The organism is Streptomyces sp. CB02056 (assembly GCF_001905545.1).
Lineage (GTDB): Bacteria > Actinomycetota > Actinomycetes > Streptomycetales > Streptomycetaceae > Kitasatospora.
In genome coordinates this window covers 419,087-443,775 of record NZ_LIPD01000003.1, presented here as the reverse complement: position 1 = coordinate 443,775, position 24,689 = coordinate 419,087, and the positions used below count along the sequence as shown (strand labels likewise).

Here is a 24,689-nt window from a genome sequence, read left to right as displayed (position 1 = left end):
CCGTCCGTACGGCCGCTCACGTGCTGAAACTACCGTCTCACGATATGGAAAGCGCCGGTCGGAGCACCCCTGCTCGGTAGACTGACGACGACCGCACCCCCCTCTCCCCCGGGGGGTACGGGGGCCCGTAGCCCCCGGAAAAGACTTCGAGTCGAGGAGCGCACGTGGGCCTTGTCGTGCAGAAGTACGGCGGCTCATCCGTTGCGGATGCCGAAGGCATCAAGCGCGTGGCCCGCCGAATCGTTGACGCCAAGAAGGCCGGCCATGAGGTCGTCGTCGTGGTGTCCGCGATGGGCGACACGACGGACGAGCTCATCGAACTCGCGGAGCAGGTGTCACCGCTGCCTGCCGGCCGTGAGTTCGACATGCTGCTGACCGCTGGAGAGCGCATCTCCATGGCGCTGCTGGCCATGGCGATCAAATCCCTGGGGCACGAGGCGCAGTCCTTCACGGGCAGCCAGGCCGGTGTCATCACCGACTCCGTGCACAACAAGGCGCGCATCATCGACGTGACGCCCGGTCGCATCCGCACCGCCCTGGACCAGGGCAACATCGCGATCGTGGCCGGCTTCCAGGGCGTCTCCCAGACCAGCAAGGACATCACCACGCTGGGCCGGGGCGGCTCGGACACCACCGCCGTGGCGCTCGCCGCCGCGCTGAAGGCCGAGGTCTGCGAGATCTACACCGACGTGGACGGCGTGTTCACCGCCGACCCGCGCGTGGTGAAGAAGGCCCGCAAGATCGACTGGATCGCCTACGAGGACATGCTGGAGCTGGCCTCGTCGGGTTCCAAGGTGCTGCTCGATCGGTGTGTCGAGTACGCCCGTCGCTACAACATCCCGATTCACGTACGCTCGTCCTTCTCGGGTCTTCCCGGGACGATCGTCAGCAACGACAACCCGAACAAGCCCGAAGGGGGCGAGATGGAGCAGGCCATCATCTCCGGAGTCGCCCACGACACCTCCGAGGCCAAGGTCACCGTCGTCGGCGTGCCCGACAAGCCGGGCGAGGCGGCGCGCATCTTCCGCGCCATCGCCGACGCCGAGGTCAACATCGACATGGTGGTGCAGAACGTCTCCGCCGCGTCGACCGGCCTGACCGACATCTCCTTCACCCTGCCCAAGACCGAGGGTCAGAAGGCCATCGACGCGCTGGGCCGGGTGAAGCAGGGCATCGGCTACGAGTCGCTCCGCTACGACGACGCGATCGGCAAGATCTCGCTGGTCGGCGCCGGCATGCGCTCCAACCCGGGCGTCACGGCGACCTTCTTCGAGGCGCTGTCCGCCGCGGGCGTCAACATCGAGCTGATCTCCACCTCGGAGATCCGCATCTCGGTGGTCACCCGCGCCGACGACGTGCCGGAGGCCGTCCGTGCCGTGCACAGCGCCTTCGGCCTGGACAGCGAGAGCGACGAGGCCGTCGTCTACGGCGGCACCGGGCGATGACCCGGGAACGGAGCGGGAGCACCGGGCGATGACCCGGGCACCGGGCCGGGACGCCGGGCGATGACCCGGCGTCCCAACCTCGCCGTCGTCGGCGCCACCGGCGCGGTCGGCGAGGTGCTGCTCGGGCTGCTCTCCCTCCGCCAGGACGTCTGGGGCGAGGTCCGACTCGTCGCCTCCCCGCGCTCGGCCGGCCGTACGGCGGTGGTGCGCGGGGAGACCGTCGGGGTCGTCCCGCTGGCCGAGGAGGCCTTCGCGGGGATCGACGTCGCGCTCTTCGCCGTCCCCGACCAGGTCTCCGCCCAGTGGGCGCCGATCGCGGCGGCCAAGGGCGTCGTGGTGGTCGACGACTCGGCCGCCTTCCGCACCGCCGAGGACGTGCCGCTGGTCGTCCCGGAGGTCAACGCGGCCGCGCTGCGGATCCGCCCGCGCGGCATCGTCGCCAGTCCGGCCGGCACCACGCTCGCGATGATCGCCGCGGTCGGCGCGCTGCACGCCGAGTACGGGCTGGCGCAGCTCGTGGTCGCCTCCTACCAGGCCGCCGGCGGCGAGGGCCGCGACGGCGAGGCGGCGCTGCGCGCGCAGACCGGGCTGGTGGCGGGCACCGCGGTCGGCCGGCAGACCGGCGACCTGCGCGCGCTGATCGCTGATCAGGGGCCGTTCGCCGCCCCGCTCGCGCTCAACGCCGTGCCCTGGACCGGCGGGCTGCGCGACGGCGGCTGGTCCGCCGAGGAGATGGGCATCCGCGACGAGTCCCGCAAGGTCCTCGGCCTGCCCGCCCTGAAAGTCTCGGCGACCTGCGTCCACATCCCCGTCGTCCGCACCCACGCGCTGGCCGTGCACGCGCGGTTCGAACGCGAGGTCACCCAGGAGCACGCGCAGGAGATCCTGCGGGACGCGCCCGGCGTGGTCCTCTACGACGACCCGGCGGCGGGCGAGTTCCCGACGCCGAACGACGTGGTCGGGACGGACCCGGTCTGGGTCGGGCGGGTCCGGCGGGCGCTGGACGAGCCGGAGGCGCTGGACCTCTTCCTCTGCGGGGACAACCTGCGCAAGGGCGCGGCGCTCAACCTGGTGCAGCTGGCCGAGCTGGTGGCGGCGGAGCTGACGGCGGGAACGCCGACGGATTAGAGAGTGACGGGCTCTCACGGGTTCCGATGTGCCCGCTTGTGTCCACACCTGTGTCCATACCTGTGTTCGCTCCTCGACACAATCTGTCCGGAATCCCGTGGGAATCCCCTGGAGGCCTCTTCAGCCGATGCGGAAGAATGGGCCCCGGGCCGGGCAACCATGACAGGGGATCGAGTGTCCAACGTGCGTGGCGAACGTGATGGTGGGGGCAAGGGCGGGCATCCCGGCAAGAGCCGCGGTGTCCTTCCCCTCGCGCGCCCCGAGGCCTGCGAGTAGGCCGGAAGAAGACCAGATGACGGCGGCCGCACCCGGTGCGGCGGACTCCGGTGCCGGTACCGACGCGGGTACCAGCGAGGACCTGCTCACCGCGACCTACCAGGCGCACTACCGCTCGCTGCTGCGGCTCGCCGCGCTGCTCCTCGACGACCTCTCGACCTGCGAGGACGTCGTCCAGGAGGCGTTCATCCGGGTGCACGCCGCCCGGCGCCGGGTGCGCGAGCCCGAGAAGACCCTGGCGTACCTGCGGCAGACGGTCGTCAACCTGTCCCGCTCCACGCTGCGCCGCCGCATCCTCGGGCTGCGACTGCTGCCGAAGCCCATGCCTGACATGGCCAGTGCAGAAGAAGGTGCTTACGATGCCCTGGAGCGCGACCAGTTGAAGGCCGCGCTGCGTGGTCTGCAACGCCGTCAGCGGGAGGTTCTGGTGCTGCGTTACTTCGTGGACATGACGGAGGCGCAGGTCGCCGAGACCCTGGGCATCTCGCTCGGCTCGGTGAAGGCCTACGGCTCGCGCGGGCTCGCCGCCCTGCGCGTCCAGATGGCGGCCGGACATGGCTGAGGCGGACGGCGACCGACGGCGGCCGGCGGACGGCACTCCGGAGGCGGGCGGGCCTGAGGTGAACGGACCGGGGACGCCCGGGGCGAACGAGCCCGGGGCGACCGGGCCCGGGGCGACCGGGCTCGGGGCGACCGGGCTCGGGGCGACCGGGCTCGGCGCTTCCAGAGCGAGCAGGCCCGGGGCCGAGGCCCCGGAGGAGCTGCTGTCCCTGTCCACCGAGGAACGGGCGGTGCGCGAGCTCCTGCACGGCGCCGTCTCCGGCATCCAGCCCGCGGCCGGCGGGCTGCCGCGGATCCGGCGGGCGGTGCCCCGCCGCCGGGCCGCCCGGCGCGGTGCCTGGACCGGGGCGGCCGCGCTCGCCTTCGTCGTCGCGATCGGCCTGCCCGTCCTGCACGAGGGGGAGCACCTCGGGCTCTCCGGCGGCCCCGGCTCGGCCGACGCCAAGAGCCCGGCCGCCACCTCGCCCAGCGGCACCGCCGGGACGACCGGCGGCACCGGGGCGGCCTCGCACGCGAACCCGAGCGGCCCCGGCGACACCACCCCGCCGCCCGGTACGGCCTCGGCCCCGCACAGCCCCGGCGGCGGGCAGGCGAGCACCGACGGCGGCGTCGCGCCCAGCGGGACCTCCGGCGCCGGTGACGGCGGCATCGTCCCGCTCTGCACCCGGACGGACCTCGGTGAGGGCCTCGCCCAGGTCGGCACGGCCGACGGCGACGGGCGGATCTACGGCTCGTTCACCGTCTACAACGTGTCCGGGCGCAGCTGTCGGCTCGGCGGGCCGGGCTCGGTGGCGGTCACCGCCGTCAGCGGCGGCGACCGCGGCCGCATCCGCACCGCCGACCACGCCCCGGGCGACCCGGCCGCCGGCCTGCCCGCGATGGACGGGGAGCCGCCGGTGCTCGCGCCGCGGGCCGGGTACCGGGTGCCGTTCGCCTGGGTCCCCGACCAGACCTGTACCGGCTCGGGCACCCTGAGCACCCCGTCGAACAGCGTCAACCAGGTGGCCCTGCGCTCGGACGTCCCCGCCGCCGAGTCCGGCGCCCCGGCCTCCGTCCCCACCAGTGAGGTCAGCGCCAACCCGCCGGCCTCCTCGTCCCCGTCGGCGGGCCCCACCACGGCCCCCAGCCCGACCGCGACGCCGACCGGCAACCCGACCACCGCGCCGCCCGCCGTGACCATCGCCCACACCCCCGCCCCCGGCAGCCCGGCGGCCGCCACGGCGACCCTGCCGGTGGCGTGCAGCGGCACCGTCTACCGCGGCGGCGTCCAGGGGCTGGGCGGCCCGGCGCCGCAGCCGTCGGGCTCGCCGACGGCTCGGTGACGGCTCGGTGACGACGGCCTGAGCGTGGCCGCCGATGTAGAGGAGGGGCCGGGGCGACCGGCCGGAGGCGGCCGTGTGCGGGGCCCGGGGGACGGGGCGGGTGTGAGGAGTGGATACCGTGGGGGTGTGTACCGGTTCCTCCTGACTCCGCGCTGGCTCGGCGGCACCGTCGTGGCCGTGGCGGCCGTGGCGGTCTGCCTGTGGCTGGGTTCCTGGCAGCTCGGCCGCTTCGAGGACCGGGTGTCCACGCACCAGGAGGCCAAGCAGGCGGTCACCGCTTCGGGTGACGCCCGGCCGATCGACGCGCTGCTCAACCAGGCGACCCCGCAGGTGAGCACGGAAACCGTCGGCAGGACCGTCACGGTGACCGGCAGCTACGACGGCGAGCACCAACTGCTCGTCCCCAACCGCGTGGTGGACGGCAAGCAGGGCTACTACGTGCTCACCCCGCTGCGCACCGCCGACGGACACGCCGTCGCCGTGGTGCGCGGCTGGTCGGCCGGGGACCCGGCTGTCGCCGGGCCGCCGCCGGGCGGAGAGGTGACGGTGACCGGGCGCCTCCAGGCCAACGAGTCGGTGGGCAGCAACGGCGCGGTGGCGGGCGGTCTGCCCGCCGGGCAGCTCGGCATGATCAACCGGGCCTCGCTGCTGAACGTGCTGGAGTACGACGGCTGGTACGACGGCTGGGTGGCCGCCGACGACGCGCCCGCCGGGCTGGCCTCCGTACCGACCGTGCAGCCGCAGGGCGGCGACGGGCTCACCCTGCGCGCGTTCCAGAACCTGGGCTACACCCTGGAGTGGTTCGTCTTCGGCGGGTTCGTGGTCTTCATGTGGTACCGCCTGGTGCGCCGGGAGGCGGAGGCGGAGCAGGACCGGGCCCTCGGGCTGGACCCGGTCCTGGATTGACCGGCGGCGCCTTGACGCAGACGCCGGTTCGGCGCTCGGCCGCCCCGGCTCGGCGCTCGGCCGCCCCGGCTCAGCGCTTGGTCGGCAGGGCCGGTGCCGGTGTCGGCTTGACCGCCGGCGGGGGCGTCGTCGGCGTCGGCGTCTGCGGGGGGAGCAGCGGCTGGGTCGGGGTCGACGAGCCGGTGGGCAGCGGCGTCGGGTCGCTGTGGCAGTGGCCGTTGCCGTTGCCGCCGCCGTTGTGGTCGTCGGAGTCGTAGTGGTCGATGTGGTGGTGCACGCTGCGACCGGTCTTGGAGCCCTTGGACCCCGACCCCTTCGAACCGGACGAGCCGTTCTTGCCGCCCCCCTTGGCGAGCTGGACCGGGTCGCCCCCGTCCGCGGGCGGCGTGTACACCGCCCGTACGACGGCCGCCCCCGGACCCGCCGCGCCCGCCTTGGTCGCGGTGCCGGCGTGCGGACTGACGGGCGGCGCGGCGGGCGGTGTGGCGCCGGCGGGCGGCGTCGCGGCGGCGGTCGGTGACGCGGGCACGGCCGGCGCGGGCGCGACGGCCGAGGAGCTCGGTACCGGCGGGCCGGTCGGGGGCGGGCAGGCCGCGGTGTTCCGCTGTGAGCCCGAGCAGCCGGTGAGCACCAGGGCCCCGGCGACCGCTACCCCCGCGAGCATCAGCAGGCGTCTCACGCAGCCCCTCCGTCTCCGTCACGCCCGGCCGTGCCCAGGTGCCGCCGTACGAAGTCGATCTCCAGTCGCAGCTGCTTGATCCGCTCCTCCACCACCAGCGAGCCGTGCCCGGCGTCGAAGCGGTACACCTCGTGCGGCTTGCCGAGCAGCTCCAGCCGCTCGACGTAGTTGTCGATCTGCCGGATCGGGCAGCGCGGGTCGTTGACCCCGGCGCTGATGTAGACCGGTACCCGCACCCGCTCGACGTAGGTCAGCGGCGAGGAGGCGGTGAAGCGCTCCGGGACCTCCTCCGGGGTGCCGCCGAAGAGCGTGCGGTCCAGCGACTTGAGCGCCTCCATCTCGTCGGCGTACGCGGTGTGGTAGTCCGCGACCGGGACGGCGGCGAGGCCGAGGGCCCAGTCGTCGGGCTGGACGCCGAGGCCGAGCAGGGTCAGGTAGCCGCCCCAGCTGCCGCCGGTGAGGACCAGCCGGGCCGGGTCGGCGAGGCCGCTGTCGACGGCCCAGGCGCGGACCGCCGCGATGTCCTCCAGCTCGATCAGGCCGACCCGCTCGTGCAGCGCGTCCGTCCAGGCCTGGCCGTAGCCGGTCGAGCCGCGGTAGTTGACCCGGACCACCGCGAAGCCGTGGTCCAGCCAGGCGGCCGGACCGGCGGCGAAGGAGTCGCTGTCGTGGTGCGTCGGGCCGCCGTGGATCTCGAACACGGTCGGGTACGGGCCCTGCGCGGGCGTCGCCGGCCGCTGTACCAGGGCGTGCACCCGCCCGCCGGGCCCGTCCACCCAGACGTCCTCGACCGGCACCGAACCGGGCGGCACCGCGCCGGGCGCCCGCAGCACGACCGTCCCGGCGGTGGAGCGGACGGCGGAGGGCTCGGCGGCGGAGGACCACAGGTACTCGACGGTGCCGTCCGGACGGGCGGTGGCGCCGCTGACGGTGCCGCGCGGGGTCTCCAGGCGGGTCAGCCGGCCGTCGGCGAGCGCGTACGAGAACAGCTCGCTGCGCGCCTCGTACTCGTGCTCCACCAGCAGCGCCTCGGCGCCGGGGCGCCACTGCGCGGAGACGTCGCCGGGCAGCTCGCGGCCCTGCTCGTCGCGCAGCGGAAGGGCGGTCTCGGCGCCGGTGGCGACGTCCCAGATCATCGGCTCCCAGCGGCCGGTGCGCTGGTGGGCGACCAGCAGGCGGGTGTCGCCCTCGACCGGGGCGAAGCCCAGGCAGGCGACGCCGCGCGGCTCGTCCCGGCCGGTGACCTCGTCCAGCTCGGCGACGGTCTCGACGCCGCCGTCGGCGGCGATGCGCACGACCCGGATCGCGGAGTGCATCGCGTCGCCGTGCTCGGTGTGGTCGATGGCGAGCAGGGTGCTGTCGTGGCTGAGGTCGCCGATGCCGCCGTACTCCTCGTGCCGGTAGACCTCGACCGGCACGGTGGCGCCGGGGCGGCGCAGGTGCAGGGTGGTGCCGTCCTCGTCGGTCGAGCGGCCGACCACCACGGTGCCGTCGCGGCCCAGGGCCAGGCCGGCCGAGTAGGAGGCGGCGAGGCCGGGCACGGCCTCCTCGTCGGGGCCGCCCGCGAACGGCTGGCGGCGCCAGACGCCGAACTCGTCGCCGTCGTGGTCGTCGAACCACCAGACCCAGTCGCCGTCGGGGGACAGCTCGGCGTCGGTGGTGCCGTTCGGACGGTCGGTGACCCGACGGTGGGCGCCGGTGGTGCGGTCCCAGGCGTAGACCTCGTAGGTGCCGGTCGCGTTGGACACGTACAGCGACCGGTCGGGGGCGTCCTCGGCCCAGTCGGGCAGCGACACCCGGGCCGCCCTGAACCGCTGCTCCCACGCCGGTACGGCGCTCTTCTCCTCGCTCATCCGACCATCCAACCCGATCGGGGGGAGGGAAGGGAACGGGCGGGTGGGCTTCGGCCCACCCGCCCCGTGCCGCCGGGGTGGCGGCGGGGTGCCGGTGCAGGCGTTGCCATGCGCGGCGGCCGGGGCGTCCACGAACGCCCGGCCCGGGGCCCGGGTTCCGTGGGGCCGGGGCGGGTGCCCGGGGCCATGCCGGGGTCAGCCCTCGCGCGGCGCTTCGTGCGGCGCTTCGTGCGCTCGGTGCGCTTCGGCCGCTCCGTGGGCCCCGTGTGCTCCGCGCGGCAGGAACCGGACCAGGCCCACGAGCACCAGCTCCAGCACCGCCAGGGCCAGGACGCTGCGGCCGAAGGCGGCGGCCGGGTCGCCGGCGCCGTAGTAGACCAGGCCGATCAGCGCGATCCCGAGCGCCCCGCCGACCTGCTGCACGGTGGACACCACCCCGGCCGCGGAGCCGGCCAGCCGCGGCTCGACGCCGGCCAGGACCACCGAGGTCACTGGGGCGATCACCAGGCCCATGCCGAGGCCGTCCACGAACAGCCCGGGCGCCAGCCACCGGACGCCGCCGTCCGCGGCGCCGTACGCGGTGAGGGCCAGCAGGCCCAGCCCGAGGGCCATCAGCAGCCCGCCGAGGGCGATGGTGCGGCGCTCGCCGAGGCGGGCGGTGACGCGGTGGGTGGTGTTGGAGGTGATCAGGTAGCCCAGGCCGATCGCGGTGAAGACCAGTCCGGCGCCCAGCGCGTCCAGGCCGCGGCCGAACTGGAGGTGCAGGGCGAGCACCAGGAAGAAGGAGCCCTGGCCCAGCCAGAAGGCTAGTTGGGCGAGCAGGCCGGCGCTGAAGGCGCGGTCGCGGAAGAGCCGGGTGTCGACCAGCGGGGTGGTCGCGGTGGTGGCCGTGGCGGCGGTGGTGGCGGTGGCGGTGGCGGTGGTGGCGCGGTGCTGGTGCACGGCGAAGACGGCCAGCAGGGCGAGCGAGCCGCCCAGGCAGAGCCCGGTCCACAGCGGCCAGTGCAGCTGCGGGCCCTGGATCAGCGGCAGCACCAGGCCGGTCAGCGCGGTGGTGACCAGCAGCACGCCCACCGGGTCCAGGCCGGGCCGCTGCGGGGCGCGGGACTCCGGCAGGCTGCGGCGGACCAGCGGGAGGGCGGCCAGTCCGATCGGCAGGTTGATCAGGAAGCAGCTGCGCCAGCCGAGGCCGAAGAGGTCGGCGCGGATCAGCAGCCCCCCGATCAGCTGGCCGAACACCGCGCCGACGCCCATGGTCAGCCCGTACCGGGCGAAGGCCCGAGCCTGGGCGGCTCCGCTGAACGCGGTCCGCAGGATCGCCAGCACCTGCGGACCCATCAGCGCCGCCGACAGGCCCTGCGCCACCCGGGCGCCGACCAGCGCGGCCGCCGTGGGGGCGAGGCCGCAGGCGGTGGAGGCGAGGGTGAAGAAGGCCAGGCCGAGCCCGAACACCCGGCGGCGGCCGTACCGGTCGCCGAGGCGGCCGGCGGTGACCAGGCCGGCCGCGAGGGCCAGGCTGAAGCCGGCCATCACCCACTGGACGGCGGCCGGGCCGGCGCCGAGGTCGCCCTGGAGGGAGGGGAGGGCGACGTTGACGACGAAGATGTCGAGGGCGGTCATGAAGGTGGCGGTCAGGACGACCGGCAGCAGCCCCTTGGGGGCCGTCGGCGCCGTTGCCCCTGTCTCGGCCTCGGTGGGCCGCCGGGTGTTCAGTGAGGTGCTCATCTCGGGCTCTTCTCAAGGGGGTTGGCGACTCAAGCGGGTCGGCGGCCGGTGCCGAGGGGCGGGGGCGGTGGGGAGCGCCCCGCCCCTCGGCCGGAGTGGCGGTCTGAGGGGGTCAGGCGCCCGGCACGCGGTCGAGGAAGCCGTACACCGCGCCGATCCGGCCGTCCGGGGTGGCCGCCAGCACGTCGAAGCCGATCACCACCGGCTCCGCGCCGGTCGGGCCCAGGTTCCAGGTGAAGCGGGCGACGTCGTGGTGCGCGTCGACCGGGCCGAGGGTGAACTCCAGCCCCGGGAACTGGGCCTGGGCGGCGCCGATCAGCGCGTCGATCGCGTCCCGGCCGGTGACGGCGGCCAGCGGGTCGGTGTAGCGGCCGTCCTCGGCCCACACCTCGTCGACCAGCTTGCGGCGGGCCGCCGGGTCGGTCTCGTTCCACACCGCGAGGTAGCGCTCGGCGAGCTGCTGGAGGGCGGCGGTGGTGATCTTGGTCATCGTCATCTCCCGTGTTCCGGTGGGTGGTTGGCCGGGTCGTTCCCGGTGCTCACCACGGTAGGGACGGGCGGCCGACGGCGAATCCGTCACGTATGGGTATGGGGGTACGTAGCCTCCGCGGAGGTGTACCGGTGCGCTGGTCGGCAGTGGTGCGCGGCCCCGCTGGGTAGGGTCTGGGCATGCTGTACGGGAGGGAAGGCGAACAGGCCGCCGTGGACGGGCTGTTGGACGGGGCGCGGGCCGGACGCAGCGGAGTGCTGCTGTTCCGGGGCGAGGCCGGCATCGGCAAGACCGCGCTGCTGGACGACGCCGTCGCGCGGGCGGGGGAGGCGTTCCGGGTCGTCCGGGCGGCCGGCGTCGAGTACGAGGCCGAGCTGCCGTACGCCGGGCTGAGCCTGCTGCTCGCGCCCGGCCTGGACCGGCTGGACGTCCTGCCGGGCCCGCAACGGCGGGCGCTGGAGGCGGCGTTCGGGCTCTCCGACGACGAGCGGACGGGAGACGACCGGACGGGCGACCGGGCGGGCGACGGCGGTGGGGCGGGCGGCGGTGGGGCGGGCGCCGACCGGCTGCTGGTCGGGCTCGCCACGCTCGGCCTGCTCGCCGAACTCGCCGCCGACCGGCCGCTGTTGTGCGTCATCGACGACGTTCAGTGGCTGGACCGAGCCTCCCTGGACGCCCTGCTGCTGGCCGCCCGGAGGCTCCAGGCCGAGGGGGTCGCCCTGCTGCTCGCCGCCCGCACCGGCGGCCCGTCCGGGGCCGACGGCAGCCCGGCGGAGCGCCCGCTGGGCCTGCCCGAACGGCAGGTGACCGGCCTGCCCGAGGCCGACGCCACCCGGCTGCTGGCCCGGCGGGTCGGCCCCGACCTGCCGTCCACCGTCCGCGACCGGCTGCTCGCCGAGGCGGCCGGCAACCCGCTCGCGCTCACCGAACTCCCGGTCGCCGCCGGGCCGCAGCCGCCGGCACCGGGCGGCCTGCCGCTCACCAGCCGGCTGCTGATCGCCTTCCACGGCCAGGTCACCGGCCTGCCCGCGGCCACCCAGACACTGCTGCTGGTCGCCGCCACCGAGGAGGGCGGGGCACTGGACGTCGTCCTGCCCGCCGCGGCCGCCCTCGGCGTCACCGCCGAACACCTCGCGCCCGCCGAGGCGTCCGGCCTGGTGACGGTCACGGCCGACCGCCGGATCGCCTTCCGGCACCCGCTGCTGCGCTCCGCGATCCTCCAACGGGCGCCGCACCACCAGAAGACGGCGGTCCACCGGGCCGTCGCCGGCGCGCTGCCGGACGGCGACCGCCGCACCTGGCACCTCGCCCTCGCCGCCACCGCCCCCGACGCCGGCCTCGCCGACGCGCTGGAGCGCACCGCCGTCCGCGCCGGGCGCCGCGGCGGCCACGGCGGCGCCGCAGCGTACGAGCGCGCCGCCCGCCTCACCCCGGACCGTGACGGCGCCACCCGCCGGCTCGTCCTGGCCGCCGAAGCCGCCACCGAGGAAGGCGAGTTGGTACGGGCCGAGGCGCTCGCCGACGAGGCCTCCGGCCGTACCGACAACGTCCTGGCGCACGCCCTGCTCGACCAGGTCCGGGCCACCGCCCACTTCTGGCGCGGCTCCTACCCGACCGCCCACCGGCTGCTGCTCGACGCCGCCGGCACCGACATCGACCCGCCGTACGCCGCCCGGATGCTGCTCCAGGCCTTCCACGCCGCCTGGTACGCGGGGGAGGAGCCGGTGGCCGCCGTCCTGGACCGCCTGGCGGTCCTGCCGCTCGCCGCCGACGACCCCCTCGCCCCGCTCGCCCGCCACCTGCCCGCGGCGGTCCTGCCCGCGCTCGGCCGGCCCGCCGGCCCGCTGCCGCCCGTCCGGGAGGCCGCCGAGGCCGCCCGCCGGGCCGGGGCCGAGAGCCCGGTCGACCTCGTCCAGCTGTGCGGCGCCACCCTGGTCCTCGGACGCGACGAGGAGACCGCCGAACTCGCCGCCGAACTGGTCGCCGAGGCCCGCGCCAAGGGCACCGTCGGCGTGATGCCCACCCTGCAGTTCTTCCTCGCCGAGGCCGAACTCTTCCACGGCCGCCACCGCGACGCCGAACTCACCGCCACCGAAGGCCTCGGCCTCGCCCGGGACACCGGCCAGCACCAGTGGGTCAGCCAACTCACCGCGCTGCTCGCCCACCTGGCCGCGCTCGACGGCCGCACCGACCACTGCGCCGAACTCGCCGCCACCGCCCTCGCCACCACCGGCCCGCAGACCGCCGCCCCCGCCGCCGGCCAGGCCTGGGCCCAGTGGGCGCTCGCCCTGCGCGACCTCGGCCAGGGCCGCGCCGGCGACGCCGCCGACCGGCTGCACACCCTCACCACCGGCCCGCACCGCCACCACGTCAGCGCCACCCGGGCCGTCCCCGACCTCGTCGAGGCCGCCGTCCGCCTCGGCACCCCCGAACGCGCCGCCGAAGCCTACGAACGCTTCGCCCGCTGGACGGCCGCCGCCGACCGCCCCTGGGCCGACGCCCTCCGGCTGCGCTGCCAGGCCCTGCTAGGCCCCGACGAACTCGCCGAGACCACCTACCGCGCCGCCCTCTCCCGGCACGAAACGGCCCACCGCCCCTTCGAACAGGCCCGCACCGCCCTCCTCTACGGCGAATGGCTCCGCCGCACCCGCCGCCGCACCGACGCCCGCCCCCACCTGCGCGCCGCCCTGGAGACCTTCGACCGCCTCGCCGCCCACCCCTGGGCCGCCCGCGCCCGCACCGAACTCTCCGCCACCGGCACCCCGGCCCCCACCCCGGCCACCCCCACCGGCACCCCCCAGTCCCCCCTCACCCCCCAGGAACTCCAGATCGCCCGCCTCGCCGCCCAGGGCCTCACCAACCGCGACATCGCCGCCCAGCTCTTCCTCAGCCCCCGCACCGTCGCCCACCACCTCTACAAGGCCTACCCCAAGCTCGACATCACCTCCCGCACCGAACTCCCCACCACCCTCTGACCGCCCGGGCCCGGCGACGGCGGCGCGGCCGCGGAGCCCCGGACGCACCGGCGCTGTCCGTACGGGGAGTTGGCCTTGCTCGCAGCGCGGCTCGCCCGGCGGCCGGGGTGGGGCGTCGTGCGCGCGGTGGGGCCTGCCTGTGGTCGGCCGGTGGAGGTCGCGCGGACGGCACCCGGGCGTCGGACCCGGCTGAGGAGTGGTCACCCGGCCGGTCGTGCACAACGACAGAGGGCCTGCCGGATTTCTCCGGCAGGCCCTCTGCAGTGGGTCGGGGTGGCGGGATTTGAACCCACGGCCTCTTCGTCCCGAACGAAGCGCGCTACCAAGCTGCGCCACACCCCGGTCTTGCGGTTTGTCGCTCCGTCTCCTTCGCGACGAGTAGAACTCTACCGGACGCTCGCCGAGACACGAAATCCGGTTTCGAGCGGGCGTCCGGTGGGGGTCAGCGGGCTGCCGGGACGAGGGTGAGGAGGGTGGCCTCGGGGGGGCAGGCGAAGCGGACGGGGGTGTAGCGGTTGGTGCCGCAGCCGGCCGAGACGTGGAGGTGGGAGCGGTGGCCGCCGGCGGTGTGGGTGGAGAGGCCCTTGACCCGGCGGGTGTCGATGTCGCAGTTGGTGACCAGGGCGCCGTAGAAGGGGATGCAGAGCTGGCCGCCGTGGGTGTGGCCGGCCAGGATCAGCGGGTAGCGGTCGGCGGTGAAGGCGTCGAGGACGCGCAGGTAGGGCGCGTGGACGACGGCGAGGGAGAGGTCGGCGTCGGGGGACGGGCCGCCGGCGACCTCGCTGTAGCGGTCGCGCCGGATGTGCGGGTCGTCGAGGCCGGTGAACTCCAGGTCGAGCCCGTTCACGGTGAGCCGGCCGCGGGTGTTGGTGAGGTCGAGCCAGCCGGCCGCGTCGAAGCCGTCGCGGAGCTTCTCCCAGGGGTTGTGGACGGCGCCGGTGATGCCGCGGCGGGCGGTGCCGTCGGGGTTGTTCATGCCGTGGGCGCCGCTGCGCATGGCCTGGAGGTAGCGGGCCGGGTTCTTGCGGGCCGGGCCGTAGTAGTCGTTGGAGCCGAAGACGTAGACGCCGGGGAACTCCATGAGCGGTCCGAGCGCGTCGAGGGTGGCCGGGACGCCGAGCGGGTCGGAGAGGTTGTCGCCGGTGTTGACCACCAGGTCGGGGCGCAGGCCGGCCAGGCTCTTCAGCCAGCGCTGCTTCTTGCCCTGCCCGCTCACCATGTGGATGTCGGACACCTGGAGGACCCGGATCGGGCGGGCGCCGCGCGGGAGGACGGGGACCTCGATCCGGCGGAGGCGGAAGGCCCGGACCTCGTACCCGACGGAGTAGGCGAGACAGGCGGCGCCGGTGGCGGCGATGCCGAGGGGAACGGAGTACAGCGGTCGCATCAGCCCATGCTCTCAGACGGTCGATCAGCCTGTGTACGCCCGGAGTCGGGGGTGGGGGCGGTGGTCGGCGGGGCCTCCTCGGAGTCCCGGCGGGCGCGTAGCGCGCGGACCTTGTGGCGGTTGCCGCAGCGCTCCATGGAGCACCAGCGGCGCCGGCCCGGCCGCGAGGTGTCGACGAAGATCAGTTGGCAGTTGTCGGCGCCGCATTCCCGGACCCGGTCCGCGTACGGGCCGGTGAGCAGGGCGATGGCGTCCCGGGCGAGGGTGGAGACCAGCTGGGCCCCGTCGGCGGGCAGCGGGGCGGCCGCGGTGCCGTCGGGGGCGATCCGGGGGACCAGCGGCGGGTGCTCGGCGGCCCGGTTGAGGACGGCGTGGTCCGCGGGCGTGCCCCGGCCGCCGTGGGCGCGGGCGGCGGCCAGGCGCCAGAGGGCGTCGCGCAGGGTGCGGGCGGCGGCGAGCTGGGCGGGGGAGATCCGTACGGCGTCGGCGGGCAGTCGCAGTCGGGACGGCGGGAGCCAGGCGGCGAGGTCGGCGGGCCGGTGCAGCACCTCGTACCGGGTGTACGGGCCGGGGCCGCCGGTGGTGAGCAGTTCCAGGCAGAGGGCGCCGGGGTCGAAGTGGAAGCGGCCGCCCCCGGGGGTGGTGAGGAGCAGCCCGGGCGGGGTGGCGGGCGGTCCGTCGGCGGCGCTGCGGTCGGCTGCGTCGGTCATGCGGCCCAGGATAGGTGTAACCGGGATGAAGGGTTACGGAGCGGGAGGGCGGGCTACCAGGCGGCGGCGGTTCGGTCCGGTGCGACCGCGACGAGCTGACCCGCGCTCAGAAAGCCCGCGCCGCCCGTGCCAGGAGCACTGCTCCAGGCACGGGCGGCACGGGGCCGGCCCTCAGGCCGGGATGGCGTTGACGTACTCGCGCATCATCCGGGGCACCCGGTACGCGTACTGGTGGCCGCGCTTCACCTGGACGACGGAGAAGTCGACCAGCTCGGCCAGCACGTCGAGGTTGCGGGAGGGCTCCCGGCCGCCGTCGACCGGCTGCTGCCGGACGTCGTCGATGGAGAACTCCTCGGGGAACCGGGAGAACCGTCTGAGCGCCCGGCGCTGCCGTTCGTCGAGGAGCCCGTACGCCCAGGCGAGGCTGCGGTGCAGCGAGCGGTGGTGGGAGAGCCCGCCGACCTCCTCCTGGCCGAGGATCGGGAGCACCCGGCACTCGTCCACCAGGACGTGCAGGGGCACCGAGCGCATCCGGACGGCGGCGTTCTCGATCGCGAGCGCCAGGCCGCCGAGGCGTCGGCAGAGCTCGACCACCTGCGGCATCTGGTCGCCGAGGTCGAGCGTCGGGACGACCGAGTGCACCCGGCGGCAGAACAGTTCGGCGGCGGGCGGGCAGCCGTAGGGGCCGTCCGGGTGGTCGACCGACAGCGGCGCCACCTCCCACAGGTCGGCCGGGACCCCGGCGGGCGCCCGCAGCGAGGTGATCATGATGTGGAGCGCCGGGTGCCGCGCCAGCAGTGCCCTGACCTGCCGGGCCACCGTGTCGATGACGTGCTCGGCGTTGTCGACGACGAGCAGCAGCTGCGGCTCGGGGTCGGTCCGCGGGTCGCGGCCGACGCCCCGCAGGAGGGTGTCGAGCGCGCGCTGGGCCTGGGCCGAGGCGGCGGCGGGGTCGACGGCCTCGGGGGTGACCGAGCCGAGCTCCAGGACCGCGACGCCGTCCCGGAAGCGGTCCAGCAGGTGGGCGGCGGAGTCCAGCGCCAGCCGGGTCTTGCCGACCCCGGCCGGTCCGGTGAGCACCAGCGGGCGGCCCGGCCGCAGGGCGGTCACGACGTGCAGCAGGTCGGCCTGGCGGCCGACGGTGACGTCCGTCTTGGGCCGCAGCCCCTGCCAGCGCGCGTTGTCCGGGAGTTCGGCGACGCGGACCGGCGGTCCGGGCTCCGGCCGGGCGGGCAGCAGCCCGGCCGGGGCGCCCGCCTGGACGGCGTGGGAGAGCAGGGGGTCGTCCCGGTTGGTCGCCGCGGAGAACAGCGCGCCCACCAGGAGTTCCACGGAACTGCGCCGCGGATTCCGGATGGCGCCGGTTTCCAGATTACGAATGGTGCGGACGCTGACGGTGGAGTGTTCGGCTAATTGCTCCTGGCTCCATCCGACCATCTTCCGTTGGGTTACCAACATCGAGCGAAGCTGATTGTTGTCCATTCCCCCGCGCTTCCTGCTGTCGTGAGCAGAATAAAAGTCAGAAATCAGTGCGCCGTGCTGCGGCGCCAATCACTCCGAAAAACGATCGCCGTCGGCCGTCCGGCGGAGCGCAGGCGTGAGCGCCCGCGCCGACCGGGACCGCAGGGCGCCCGGGCCGCAAGGTGTCAGGGTTGCAGGGCGCCTGGCCGGCAGTGTGTCAGTGCCGTGGAATAATGAATCGGGGACGTGGTGACGGTTTGTCGCGGCTGATCGTGGCGGCCTTCGGCGATGATTCGGGGATGATTCGACGGTGAGGTGACCGCCGCCTTCGGGCTGCTCGGGCGACGCGCGAACGAGTGTACTACGCGGACTATTTTCGGCGAAGCGGTCGCAGTGTTCGATGTACCCCTGCGGAACCGGCAACTTCGCTCCGGAACAGGCAGTTCTCGGCATTTCGGCCGAGAATGTGCGGGCATTATCGGCCACCTTGGCCGAATCCCGTCGTCCGTTCCCGGCCGGGGGCATCGATTGTTCACGGACTCGACCGCCGCCCGTTCCCGGGCCGGACCGTTTCCCTGACCGTTTCCCGGGCTGCTTCCCCGGCTGCTTCCCGGGTCGGCCGGCTACCGCCCGCCCCGCCGCGCCCACAGCCGTCAGCGGGGCGGCAGCGGCGCGCCGACGGGCGACGGTCGGCCGTACTTGTCGGGGATACTCGTTCAACTGCGGAAACCCCGGTGGATGCCCACGGGAAACCGGTTGAGCCCACCCACAGCCGAAGGATAAGAAGAGGAAATGACAACGCTCAAGGAGCAGCTGCACGAGGACCTCACGGCTGCCATCAGGGAACGGGACGAACTGCGCTCGTCCACCATCCGGCTCACGCTGTCCGCCGTCACCAGCGAGGAGGTGGCGGGCAAGCAGAAGCGCGAGCTGTCCGACGCCGACGTGCTGAAGGTGATCGGCCGCGAGGCGAAGAAGCGCCGGGAGGCGGCCGAGGCCTTCGGGAACGCCGGCCGGACGGAGCAGGCGGCCCGGGAGCTGGCCGAGGGCGAGGTGCTGGCGGGCTACCTGCCCAAGCAGCTCTCCGACGAGGAGCTGGCCGCGATCGTGGCGGCCGCCGTGGCCGAGAGCGGCGCGACCGGCCCCCAGGCGATGGGCGCCGTCATGAAGCTGGTGAAGCCCAAGGTCGACGGCCTGGCCGAGGGCAGCCGGGTCGCCGCCGCCGTGAAGGCCGCCCTGGTCTGAGCCGCGGCTCAGACCAGGGCCCGCCCAGGGCCCGCCCAGGGCCCGTCCAGGGTCGAACCCCGGGCGGCCCCGGCCCCGCCCCCTGGTGCCCCGGCAGCACGCCGAAGGGGCGCCCTCCGCACTGGAGGGCGCCCCTTCGTCATGTTCCGCGGCGCGGGTCACCCCGCCGGGAGGGCGGGTCAGCCGTTCCCGTTGCCGCCGCCGTGGCGGCCGCCGTTCCCGTTCCCGGGGCCGGGCGGGAAGGTGAAGCCGCCGGGGAAGCCGCCGGGCAGCCCGCCGGGCAGACCGCCGGCCTGGTTGCCGGGCAGCCCGCCGGGCTGGCCCGGGTTGCCGCCCTGCTGCGGCGGCGGGGGGTTGCCGGCCGGCGGCTGCTGGGCGTTCGGGTCGGTGGCCGGCGGGGTGGTGCCCGGCGGGGGAGTGGCCGGCTGCGGGTCCGGGATGTTGGCGGTCTGGATCGGCTCCACGGGCGTGCCCTTGAGCGCCTGGTTCATCGCCAGCTGCCAGATCGGGCCGGGGCCGTCGGCGCCGAAGACCTCGGGGAAGTACTTGCCGCCGATGGTGATGTTCTTCATCTTGACGCCGCCGGCCGGGCCGCCGAGCCAGACCGAGGTGGCCAGCGACGGGGTGTAGCCGCTGAACCAGGCGGCCTTCTTCTCGTCGGTGGTACCGGTCTTGCCCGCGATCTTGCGGCCGTCGTCGAGGCCGAGGGAGGCCGCGGTGCCCTTCTCGGTGACGTTGAGCAGGACGGCGTTGAGCGAGTCGGCGGTCTGCTCGGAGAAGGCCTGGCTGCACTGGGACTGCGGGACGGGGACGTCCTTGCCGTCGACCGTGGTGATCTTGTTGATCGCGATCGGGGTGCAGTACTTGCCGCGGGCGGCGAAGGTCGCGTAGACGTTCGCCATGGTCAGCGGGGAGAGCTCCAGGGTGCCGAGGACCATCGAGGGCACCTCCTGGAAGGCGTCGCCCTTGGCGGACTGGGTGATGCCCAGCTTGTTCGCCATCTGCTTCATCGCGCAGAGGCCGACCTGCTGCTCCATCTGCACGAAGTAGGTGTTGACCGAGCGGGCCATCGCCTCCTTCAGCTGGTACGGCCCGACCTCGCTGTCCTGCTCGTTCTTCACCGTCTCCTTGGGCTTGACGGTGTTCTTCCAGGTGCCCGAGCAGGTGGACATCTGGGGGTACTCGATCTTGTTCTCGGACGGGAACGCCTGGGTGTTCGACATGCCCGACTCCAGCGCCGCCGCGGCCAGGATCGGCTTGAAGGTCGAGCCGGTCTGGAAGCCGTTGCCGCCGCCCATGGCCGCGTCCACGTTGAGGTTGACGACGGTCTGGTTCTTGTTCGGGTCCAGGCCGTACGGGCGGGTCTGGGCCATCGCCAGGATCTTGCCGCTGCCCGGCTCCATCATGGTCGCGGCGGCCGACACCGGGTCGGTCACGTTGACCTTCTTGGTGACGGCGTTCTGGGCGGCGGCCTGCTTGTCCGGGTCCAGCGTGGTGTAGATGTTCAGGCCGCCGGTGTTCCACAGCTTCTTGCGCTCGTCGGCGCTCTTGCCGAAGGCCGGGTCCTGCTTGACCACGTGGCGCACGTAGTCGCAGAAGAAGCCCATGCCGGCCTGGGCGGTGATGCAGCCGTTCTGCGGGTCCTTGTACTTCAGACCCAGCGGGGCGGCCTTCGCCTCCTTCGCCTGGTCGGCGGTGATGTGCTTGTTCTCCAGCATCTTGTCGATCACGACGTTGCGGCGCTTGAGCGTGTTCTCGGGGTAGCGCACCGGGTCGTACTGCGACGGGTTCTGGACCACGCCGGCCAGGGTGGCGGCCTCGGCGACGGTGAGGTCCTTGTTGCTCTTGCTGAAGTAGCGCTGGGAGGCGGCCTCGACCCCGTAGGCCTGGTGGCCGTAGAAGGTGATGTTGAGGTAGTTGGTGAGGATCTGATCCTTGCTCAGGTCCTCCTCCAGCTTGATGGCGACCTTGAGCTCCTGGATCTTGCGGCCCAGGGTCTTGCGCTGGGCCTCCAGGACGGCCGCCTGGTCGTCGCCGGCCTTCTCCACGTTGACGTTCTTCACGTACTGCTGGGTCAGCGTGGAGGCGCCCTGGGAGGCGGTGCCGCTCTCCGCGTTCTTGCTGATCGCCCGGAGGACGCCCTTGAGGTCGACGGCGCCGTGCTCGTAGAAGCGGGCGTCCTCGATGTCGACCTGGGCGTGCCGCATGAACGGCGACATCTGGTCCGCGGTGATGACGGTGCGGTCGCGCTCGTAGACCTTGGCGATCAGGCCGCCCTTGGCGTCGAAGATCTGCGTCGCCTGGGTGAGCGGCGGGGTCTTGAAGTCGTCGGGGATGTTGGCGAAGCTCTCCGCCGTGTCCTTGGCGGTCAGCCCGATGGCGCCGACGGCGGGCAGGGCGAGGCCTGCCAGCAGGACTCCGGAGAGCACGCTGACGCCCAGGAACTTCACGCCGTTGCCGGCGTGCTCCATCGGGGATCCGCCGGTCCGGCCGCGCGGAGCTCCGGTGTTGCCTGGGGGCTGGGATGCCTGGGGGCGCTTCGGTGCCATGGGGAGAACCCTACGTCGCGGATTCCCGCACACCGGGGCAGGTGTTCGCCTAGGCTTGTCACAAGCTTGCGACAGCTTCGGTGTGTCAACATCGTTCACTCTTGTGGGCGAGAAGACTTGCCCGAATTACCCGCCGATGTCCGGGTTTTGAGGCAGCTGTGGCCTGCTGTGCCGGTGTGGTCGGTCGCACTCAGTGACGACTCCTGTGGCGAGAGTGGGGGTTCCGCTCTTGGCAAGGTGTGCGACCTGCGATCACTCCAACGAGTGAGCTGATCGCCACCCATAGTCCAATTGGGTCATTCGAGATTGAGCCCGAAGGGGCTGTTGCAAGCTGTCGTTCTTCCGTAACGTCCTCAACTGGCAACGGTGAATATGCCGTTGCCGCCGTGGGGGAGCCTCGATACGGGAGAGGACGGCGCCGGCATGGGCTGGGTTGACGACTGGAGTGCGCAGGCCGCCTGCCGCACGAGTGATCCGGACGAACTGTTCGTCCAGGGGGCGGCACAGAACCGCGCGAAGGCGGTGTGCAGCGGCTGCCCCGTCCGGACCGAGTGCCTCGCGGACGCCCTGGACAACCGGGTGGAGTTCGGGGTGTGGGGCGGGATGACGGAGCGCGAGCGCCGGGCGCTGCTGCGCCGCCGCCCGACCGTCATCTCGTGGCGGAGGCTGCTGGAGACGGCGCGCACCGAGTACGAGGAGTCCCTCGCGACCGGGGTGATACTGACGGACTACGCCCAGGCGGGCTGAGCCCGGCCGCACCACGCGGCCCGGGCCGGTCGGCCCCGCGGACGGGGGGCCGTGCCGCGCAGGGCCGGTGACCGCGCCGGGTTGTACCGCGCGGGGTCGGTGACCGCACCGGGTGGTACCGCGCGGGCTAGACCGCGCCGTTGAGCCGGTCCCCGATGGCCCGCAGCCCGTCCAGGTCGTGCACGTCGCCCGGCAGCGCCGGCACCTCCACGATCGGCACGTCCGGGTACACCGAGACGAAGCGGTCGCGGGTACGGCGTTCGCGCCCCATGATCTGCATCCGCTCGGCGTGCAGCCGCAGCAGCCCGGCCGCGAGCAGCTCGGCCTCGGGCGAGGCGTGCTCCGAGCCGTTCTCCTCCAGGGCCTCGGCGGCCGCCAGCGCCCGTTCCGCGGTGAGCTGCGGTGCGCCCGTGCCGTGCACCCGGTTGAGCACCAGCCCGGCCAGCGGCATCCGGTCCGCGGCCAGCCGGTCCACGAAGTACGCCGCCTCGCGCAGCGCGTCCCGCTCCGGCGCCGCCACCACCAGGAACGCCGTGCCCGGCGCCTTGAGCAGCTGGTACGTGCGGTCCGCGCGCTCCCGGAAGCCGCCGAACATCGAGTCCATCGCGCTGACGAAGGTCTGCACGTCGGTGAGCAGCTGGGCACCGAAGATCTTGCCCAGGGTGCCGGTGAGCAGGCCCATCCCGGCGTTCAGGAAGCGCATCGCGCTGCGGCCGCCGACCTTGGCCGGGGCGGTGAGGATCCGGATCACCCGGCCGTCCAGGAAGGACCCGAGCCGGTTGGGCGCGTCCAGGAAGTCCAGCGCCGAGCGGGACGGCGGGGTGTCCACGACGATCAGGTCCCACTCCTCGGCGCCGCGCAGCTGCCCGAGCTTCTCCATCGCCATGTACTCCTGGGTGCCGGCGAAGCCGGCCGACAGGGACTGGTAGAAGGGGTTCTCCATGATCGCCCGGGCCCGTTCGGGCTCGGCGTGGGCCAGCACGACCTCGTCGAAGGTCCGCTTCATGTCCAGCATCATGGCCTGGAGCTCGCCGGTGCCGTTCACCCCCTTGACCACCCGGGGGGTGTTGTCGAGCTCGGTCAGGCCCATCGACTGGGCGAGCCGGCGGGCCGGGTCGATGGTCAGCACCACGACCTTGCGGCCGCGCTCGGCCGCCCGCAGGCCGAGGGCCGCGGCGGTGGTGGTCTTGCCGACGCCGCCGGAGCCGCAGCAGACGATGATCCTGGTCTTCGGGTCGTCGATCAGCTCGTCCACCGCGAGCCGCCGTCCGGTGCTCCGCACCCCGTTCGAGGTCATGCCGCCCCCTGCCGCTTCAGTTCGCCCGCCAGCCGGTACAGCCCGCCGAGGTCCACGCCCTCGCCCAGCAGCGGCAGTTCGTACGTCGGGAGCCGCAGCTGCTGGATGTCGGCGCGCTGCGCGCGCTCCAGCTCGACCCGCTCGGCGTGCTCCCTGGCCTGCTCCAGCAGCGGGTCGAGCAGCGGCTCCACCGCCGCCCGGACCTTCTCCCCGGTGCGGGTGCGGCCGCCGAGTCCGGCCTCGCCGAGCGCCAGGGCGACCTCCTCGCGGTGGTCCCCGTCCACCGCGGCCACCGCCGCCGCGTCCAGCACCGGCGGCCGGACCATGTTGACCATCACCCCGCCCACCGGGAGCCGCGCCTCGCGCAGCTCCTCGATGCCGTCGACCGTCTCCTGCACCGGCATCTCCTCCAGCAGGGTGACCAGGTGCACCGCGGTCTCCGGCGACTTCAGCACCCGCATCACGGCCTGCGCCTGGGTGTGTATCGGGCCGATCCGGGCCAGCCCGGCGACCTCGGCGTTGACGTTCAGGAACCGGGTCAGCCGCCCGGTCGGCGGGGCGTCCATCACCACCGCGTCGTAGCGCCGCCGGCCGTCCGGGTCCTTGCGCCTGGTCGCCTCGCAGGCCTTGCCGGTGAGCAGGACGTCCCGTACGCCGGGCGCGATGGTGGTGGCGAAGTCGACGAAGCCGACCTTCTGGAGCGCCTTCCCGGCCCGGCCGAGCTTGTAGAACATCTCCAGGTACTCCAGCAGCGCCAGCTCGGTGTCGATCGCCAGCGCGAAGACCTCGCCGGGCCCGCCCTCCGCGGCCGGCAGCCCGAGCTGGGCGCGGGAGACCGAGGCGATCCGGCGCTCCTCGTACGGGAGCGCGGCGATCCCGAAGAGCTCGGCGACGCCCTGCCGGCCCTCGACCTCGATCAGCAGCACCCGTCCGCCGTCGGCGGCGAGGGCCAGGGCCAGTGCCGCGGCCAGCGTGGTCTTCCCGGTGCCGCCCTTGCCGCTGACCACGTGCAGCCGGACGCCCTCCCAGTCGGGGTCGCGCCGGGCCGCCTGGCCGGGGGTGCGTGCCACGCTCCGTCTCCGTCCGTCTCCGTCCTACGGGCGTCCCCTCCTGACGAGGGTGCCCCTCGCCAGGGTGCCCTCCCGCGAGGGTAACCAGGGAGCGCACCGGATGCCCGGAGCACCTGGGCCGTCAGGCCGGATCATGCCCTGTTTGTGCCCCACCTCACACGCCTCGCGGCGGGCGGCGCGGATCGCCGCGACGGCTCGTCTAGAGTCTGGCCATGACCAAGTGGGAATACATGACGGCGCCCCTGCTGGTGCACGCGACCAAGCAGATCCTGGACAACTTCGGCGAGGACGGCTGGGAGCTCGTCCAGGTCGTGCCCGGCCCGAACCCGGAGCAGCTGGTGGCCTACTTCAAGCGGGAGAAGAACGCATGAGCAAGGTCGAGTCGAAGCTCGCCGAGCTGGGCCTGACCCTGCCGGAGGTGGCCGCCCCGGTCGCCGCCTACGTCCCGGCCCTGCGGACCGGCGACCTCGTGTTCACCTCCGGCCAGCTCCCGGTCGTCGGCGGCAAGCTGCCGAGCACCGGCAAGGTCGGTGCCGAGGTGTCCCCGGAGGAGGCCAAGGACCTCGCGCGGATCTGCGCGCTGAACGCCCTGGCCGCCGTGAAGTCGGTGATCGGCGACCTCGACCAGGTCGAGCAGGTCGTCAAGGTCGTCGGCTTCGTCGCCGCCGCCCCCGACTTCATCGGCGTCCCGGCCGTCGTCAACGGCGCCAGCGAGCTGCTCGGCGCGGTGCTCGGCGAGGCGGGCGTGCACGCCCGCAGCGCCGTCGGCGTCGCGGTGCTGCCGCTGGACTCCCCGGTCGAGGTCGAGATCCTGGTGCGGGTCAAGAGCGCCTGAGCGTGATCACGGAGGCGGGGCCGGGCTC

At 74.0% G+C, this 24,689-nt stretch carries 20 protein-coding genes and 1 tRNA gene; 10 read left to right on the top strand and 11 right to left on the bottom strand.

The features are described 5' to 3' along the window. Window positions 1-164 precede the first annotated feature (164 nt). The 5 genes from AMK13_RS09345 to AMK13_RS09325 all read left to right on the top strand — a co-directional run bounded on the left by AMK13_RS09345 (window position 165) and on the right by AMK13_RS09325 (window position 5,638). On the top strand, window positions 165-1,445 hold the full coding sequence (locus tag AMK13_RS09345; RefSeq protein WP_074001801.1) for an aspartate kinase: 1,281 nt from the start codon (window positions 165-167) through the stop codon (window positions 1,443-1,445). 60 nt (window positions 1,446-1,505) lie between these two features. Further along, complete coding sequence (locus tag AMK13_RS09340) at window positions 1,506-2,573, top strand: aspartate-semialdehyde dehydrogenase (RefSeq protein ID WP_074001800.1); 1,068 nt, start codon at window positions 1,506-1,508, stop codon at window positions 2,571-2,573. A gap of 292 nt (window positions 2,574-2,865) precedes the next feature. Continuing rightward, window positions 2,866-3,411: a SigE family RNA polymerase sigma factor gene (locus AMK13_RS09335; protein WP_049658157.1), complete on the top strand. Its 546-nt coding sequence runs from the start codon at window positions 2,866-2,868 to the stop codon at window positions 3,409-3,411. Then, window positions 3,404-4,732, top strand: coding sequence for a hypothetical protein (locus tag AMK13_RS09330; RefSeq protein ID WP_143204507.1), 1,329 nt, complete (start codon window positions 3,404-3,406; stop codon window positions 4,730-4,732). Before AMK13_RS09335 ends, AMK13_RS09330 begins: the two co-directional genes overlap by 8 nt. Window positions 4,733-4,858: 126 nt before the next feature. Beyond that, entirely contained in the window at window positions 4,859-5,638 is a 780-nt protein-coding gene (locus tag AMK13_RS09325) for an SURF1 family protein (RefSeq protein ID WP_049661142.1), read from the top strand. Between the two features lie 70 nt (window positions 5,639-5,708). On the opposite strand, the gene AMK13_RS09320 is transcribed toward AMK13_RS09325, so the two are convergent. From AMK13_RS09320 to AMK13_RS09305, 4 genes are all read right to left on the bottom strand, one after another. After that, complete coding sequence (locus AMK13_RS09320) at window positions 5,709-6,317, bottom strand: hypothetical protein (protein ID WP_074001798.1); 609 nt, start codon at window positions 6,315-6,317, stop codon at window positions 5,709-5,711. After that, entirely contained in the window at window positions 6,314-8,170 is a 1,857-nt protein-coding gene (locus AMK13_RS09315; protein WP_074001797.1) for a S9 family peptidase, read from the bottom strand. Before AMK13_RS09315 ends, AMK13_RS09320 begins: the two co-directional genes overlap by 4 nt. A 195-nt stretch (window positions 8,171-8,365) precedes the next feature. After that, window positions 8,366-9,895 carry an MFS transporter gene (locus AMK13_RS09310; RefSeq protein ID WP_079271972.1) on the bottom strand — a complete coding sequence of 510 codons (1,530 nt, stop codon included), beginning with the start codon at window positions 9,893-9,895 and terminating at the stop codon, window positions 8,366-8,368. Between the two features lie 112 nt (window positions 9,896-10,007). Continuing rightward, a complete protein-coding gene (locus tag AMK13_RS09305) occupies window positions 10,008-10,385 on the bottom strand; it encodes a nuclear transport factor 2 family protein (protein ID WP_074002136.1) in 378 nt (125 codons plus the stop codon). A 179-nt stretch (window positions 10,386-10,564) separates the two neighbouring features. Between AMK13_RS09305 and AMK13_RS45815 the strand changes: the two genes are divergently transcribed. Then, window positions 10,565-13,360, top strand: coding sequence for an AAA family ATPase (locus tag AMK13_RS45815; protein WP_074001796.1), 2,796 nt, complete (start codon window positions 10,565-10,567; stop codon window positions 13,358-13,360). Between the two features lie 268 nt (window positions 13,361-13,628). On the opposite strand, the gene AMK13_RS09295 is transcribed toward AMK13_RS45815, so the two are convergent. From AMK13_RS09295 to AMK13_RS09280, 4 genes are all read right to left on the bottom strand, one after another. Continuing rightward, window positions 13,629-13,702: transfer RNA gene (locus AMK13_RS09295), tRNA-Pro, on the bottom strand. Window positions 13,703-13,802: 100 nt separating this feature from the next. Beyond that, entirely contained in the window at window positions 13,803-14,747 is a 945-nt protein-coding gene (locus AMK13_RS09290; protein WP_049658238.1) for a metallophosphoesterase, read from the bottom strand. Next, entirely contained in the window at window positions 14,747-15,457 is a 711-nt protein-coding gene (locus AMK13_RS09285) for a CGNR zinc finger domain-containing protein (protein ID WP_074001795.1), read from the bottom strand. The genes AMK13_RS09290 and AMK13_RS09285 overlap by 1 nt, the downstream gene beginning before the upstream one ends. A gap of 171 nt (window positions 15,458-15,628) precedes the next feature. Then, a complete protein-coding gene (locus tag AMK13_RS09280; RefSeq protein ID WP_255357465.1) occupies window positions 15,629-16,894 on the bottom strand; it encodes a helix-turn-helix domain-containing protein in 1,266 nt (421 codons plus the stop codon). Window positions 16,895-17,710: 816 nt separating this feature from the next. On the opposite strand from AMK13_RS09280, the gene AMK13_RS09275 reads away from it, so the two are divergent. Continuing rightward, entirely contained in the window at window positions 17,711-18,163 is a 453-nt protein-coding gene (locus tag AMK13_RS09275) for a GatB/YqeY domain-containing protein (protein WP_049658244.1), read from the top strand. A 179-nt stretch (window positions 18,164-18,342) separates the two neighbouring features. Here AMK13_RS09275 and AMK13_RS09270 read toward each other — a convergent pair whose 3' ends face one another. Further along, on the bottom strand, window positions 18,343-20,634 hold the full coding sequence (locus AMK13_RS09270) for a transglycosylase domain-containing protein (protein WP_074001794.1): 2,292 nt from the start codon (window positions 20,632-20,634) through the stop codon (window positions 18,343-18,345). A gap of 501 nt (window positions 20,635-21,135) precedes the next feature. Between AMK13_RS09270 and AMK13_RS09260 the strand changes: the two genes are divergently transcribed. Continuing rightward, window positions 21,136-21,459: a WhiB family transcriptional regulator gene (locus tag AMK13_RS09260; protein WP_030240986.1), complete on the top strand. Its 324-nt coding sequence runs from the start codon at window positions 21,136-21,138 to the stop codon at window positions 21,457-21,459. A gap of 127 nt (window positions 21,460-21,586) precedes the next feature. Here AMK13_RS09260 and AMK13_RS09255 read toward each other — a convergent pair whose 3' ends face one another. Both AMK13_RS09255 and AMK13_RS09250 read right to left on the bottom strand, forming a co-directional pair. After that, window positions 21,587-22,756, bottom strand: a complete 1,170-nt coding sequence (locus AMK13_RS09255) for an ArsA family ATPase (protein WP_074001792.1) — start codon at window positions 22,754-22,756, stop codon at window positions 21,587-21,589. Then, window positions 22,753-23,826: an ArsA-related P-loop ATPase gene (locus AMK13_RS09250; protein ID WP_074001791.1), complete on the bottom strand. Its 1,074-nt coding sequence runs from the start codon at window positions 23,824-23,826 to the stop codon at window positions 22,753-22,755. Before AMK13_RS09250 ends, AMK13_RS09255 begins: the two co-directional genes overlap by 4 nt. Before the next feature lie 212 nt (window positions 23,827-24,038). Here AMK13_RS09250 and AMK13_RS41760 point away from each other — a divergent pair, with 212 nt between their 5' ends. Continuing rightward, complete coding sequence (locus AMK13_RS41760) at window positions 24,039-24,197, top strand: DUF4177 domain-containing protein (RefSeq protein WP_094743074.1); 159 nt, start codon at window positions 24,039-24,041, stop codon at window positions 24,195-24,197. Next, window positions 24,194-24,661: a RidA family protein gene (locus tag AMK13_RS09245; RefSeq protein ID WP_049656835.1), complete on the top strand. Its 468-nt coding sequence runs from the start codon at window positions 24,194-24,196 to the stop codon at window positions 24,659-24,661. The genes AMK13_RS41760 and AMK13_RS09245 overlap by 4 nt, the downstream gene beginning before the upstream one ends. Window positions 24,662-24,689 lie beyond the last annotated feature (28 nt).

Bases quoted from the DNA above. Each gene is read 5' to 3' on its own strand.
- AMK13_RS09340 (WP_074001800.1), top strand. From the start codon at position 1,506: ATGACCCGGCGTCCCAACCTCGCCGTCGTCGGCGCCACCGGCGCGGTC.
- AMK13_RS09335 (WP_049658157.1), top strand. From the start codon at position 2,866: ATGACGGCGGCCGCACCCGGTGCGGCGGACTCCGGTGCCGGTACCGAC.
- AMK13_RS09330 (WP_143204507.1), top strand. From the start codon at position 3,404: ATGGCTGAGGCGGACGGCGACCGACGGCGGCCGGCGGACGGCACTCCG.
- AMK13_RS09315 (WP_074001797.1), bottom strand. From the start codon at position 8,170: ATGAGCGAGGAGAAGAGCGCCGTACCGGCGTGGGAGCAGCGGTTCAGG.
- AMK13_RS09310 (WP_079271972.1), bottom strand. From the start codon at position 9,895: ATGAGCACCTCACTGAACACCCGGCGGCCCACCGAGGCCGAGACAGGG.
- AMK13_RS09305 (WP_074002136.1), bottom strand. From the start codon at position 10,385: ATGACCAAGATCACCACCGCCGCCCTCCAGCAGCTCGCCGAGCGCTAC.
- AMK13_RS45815 (WP_074001796.1), top strand. From the start codon at position 10,565: ATGCTGTACGGGAGGGAAGGCGAACAGGCCGCCGTGGACGGGCTGTTG.
- AMK13_RS09290 (WP_049658238.1), bottom strand. From the start codon at position 14,747: ATGCGACCGCTGTACTCCGTTCCCCTCGGCATCGCCGCCACCGGCGCC.
- AMK13_RS09285 (WP_074001795.1), bottom strand. From the start codon at position 15,457: ATGACCGACGCAGCCGACCGCAGCGCCGCCGACGGACCGCCCGCCACC.
- AMK13_RS09280 (WP_255357465.1), bottom strand. From the start codon at position 16,894: ATGGTCGGATGGAGCCAGGAGCAATTAGCCGAACACTCCACCGTCAGC.
- AMK13_RS09275 (WP_049658244.1), top strand. From the start codon at position 17,711: ATGACAACGCTCAAGGAGCAGCTGCACGAGGACCTCACGGCTGCCATC.
- AMK13_RS09270 (WP_074001794.1), bottom strand. From the start codon at position 20,634: ATGGAGCACGCCGGCAACGGCGTGAAGTTCCTGGGCGTCAGCGTGCTC.
- AMK13_RS09260 (WP_030240986.1), top strand. From the start codon at position 21,136: ATGGGCTGGGTTGACGACTGGAGTGCGCAGGCCGCCTGCCGCACGAGT.
- AMK13_RS09255 (WP_074001792.1), bottom strand. From the start codon at position 22,756: ATGACCTCGAACGGGGTGCGGAGCACCGGACGGCGGCTCGCGGTGGAC.
- AMK13_RS41760 (WP_094743074.1), top strand. From the start codon at position 24,039: ATGACCAAGTGGGAATACATGACGGCGCCCCTGCTGGTGCACGCGACC.
- AMK13_RS09245 (WP_049656835.1), top strand. From the start codon at position 24,194: ATGAGCAAGGTCGAGTCGAAGCTCGCCGAGCTGGGCCTGACCCTGCCG.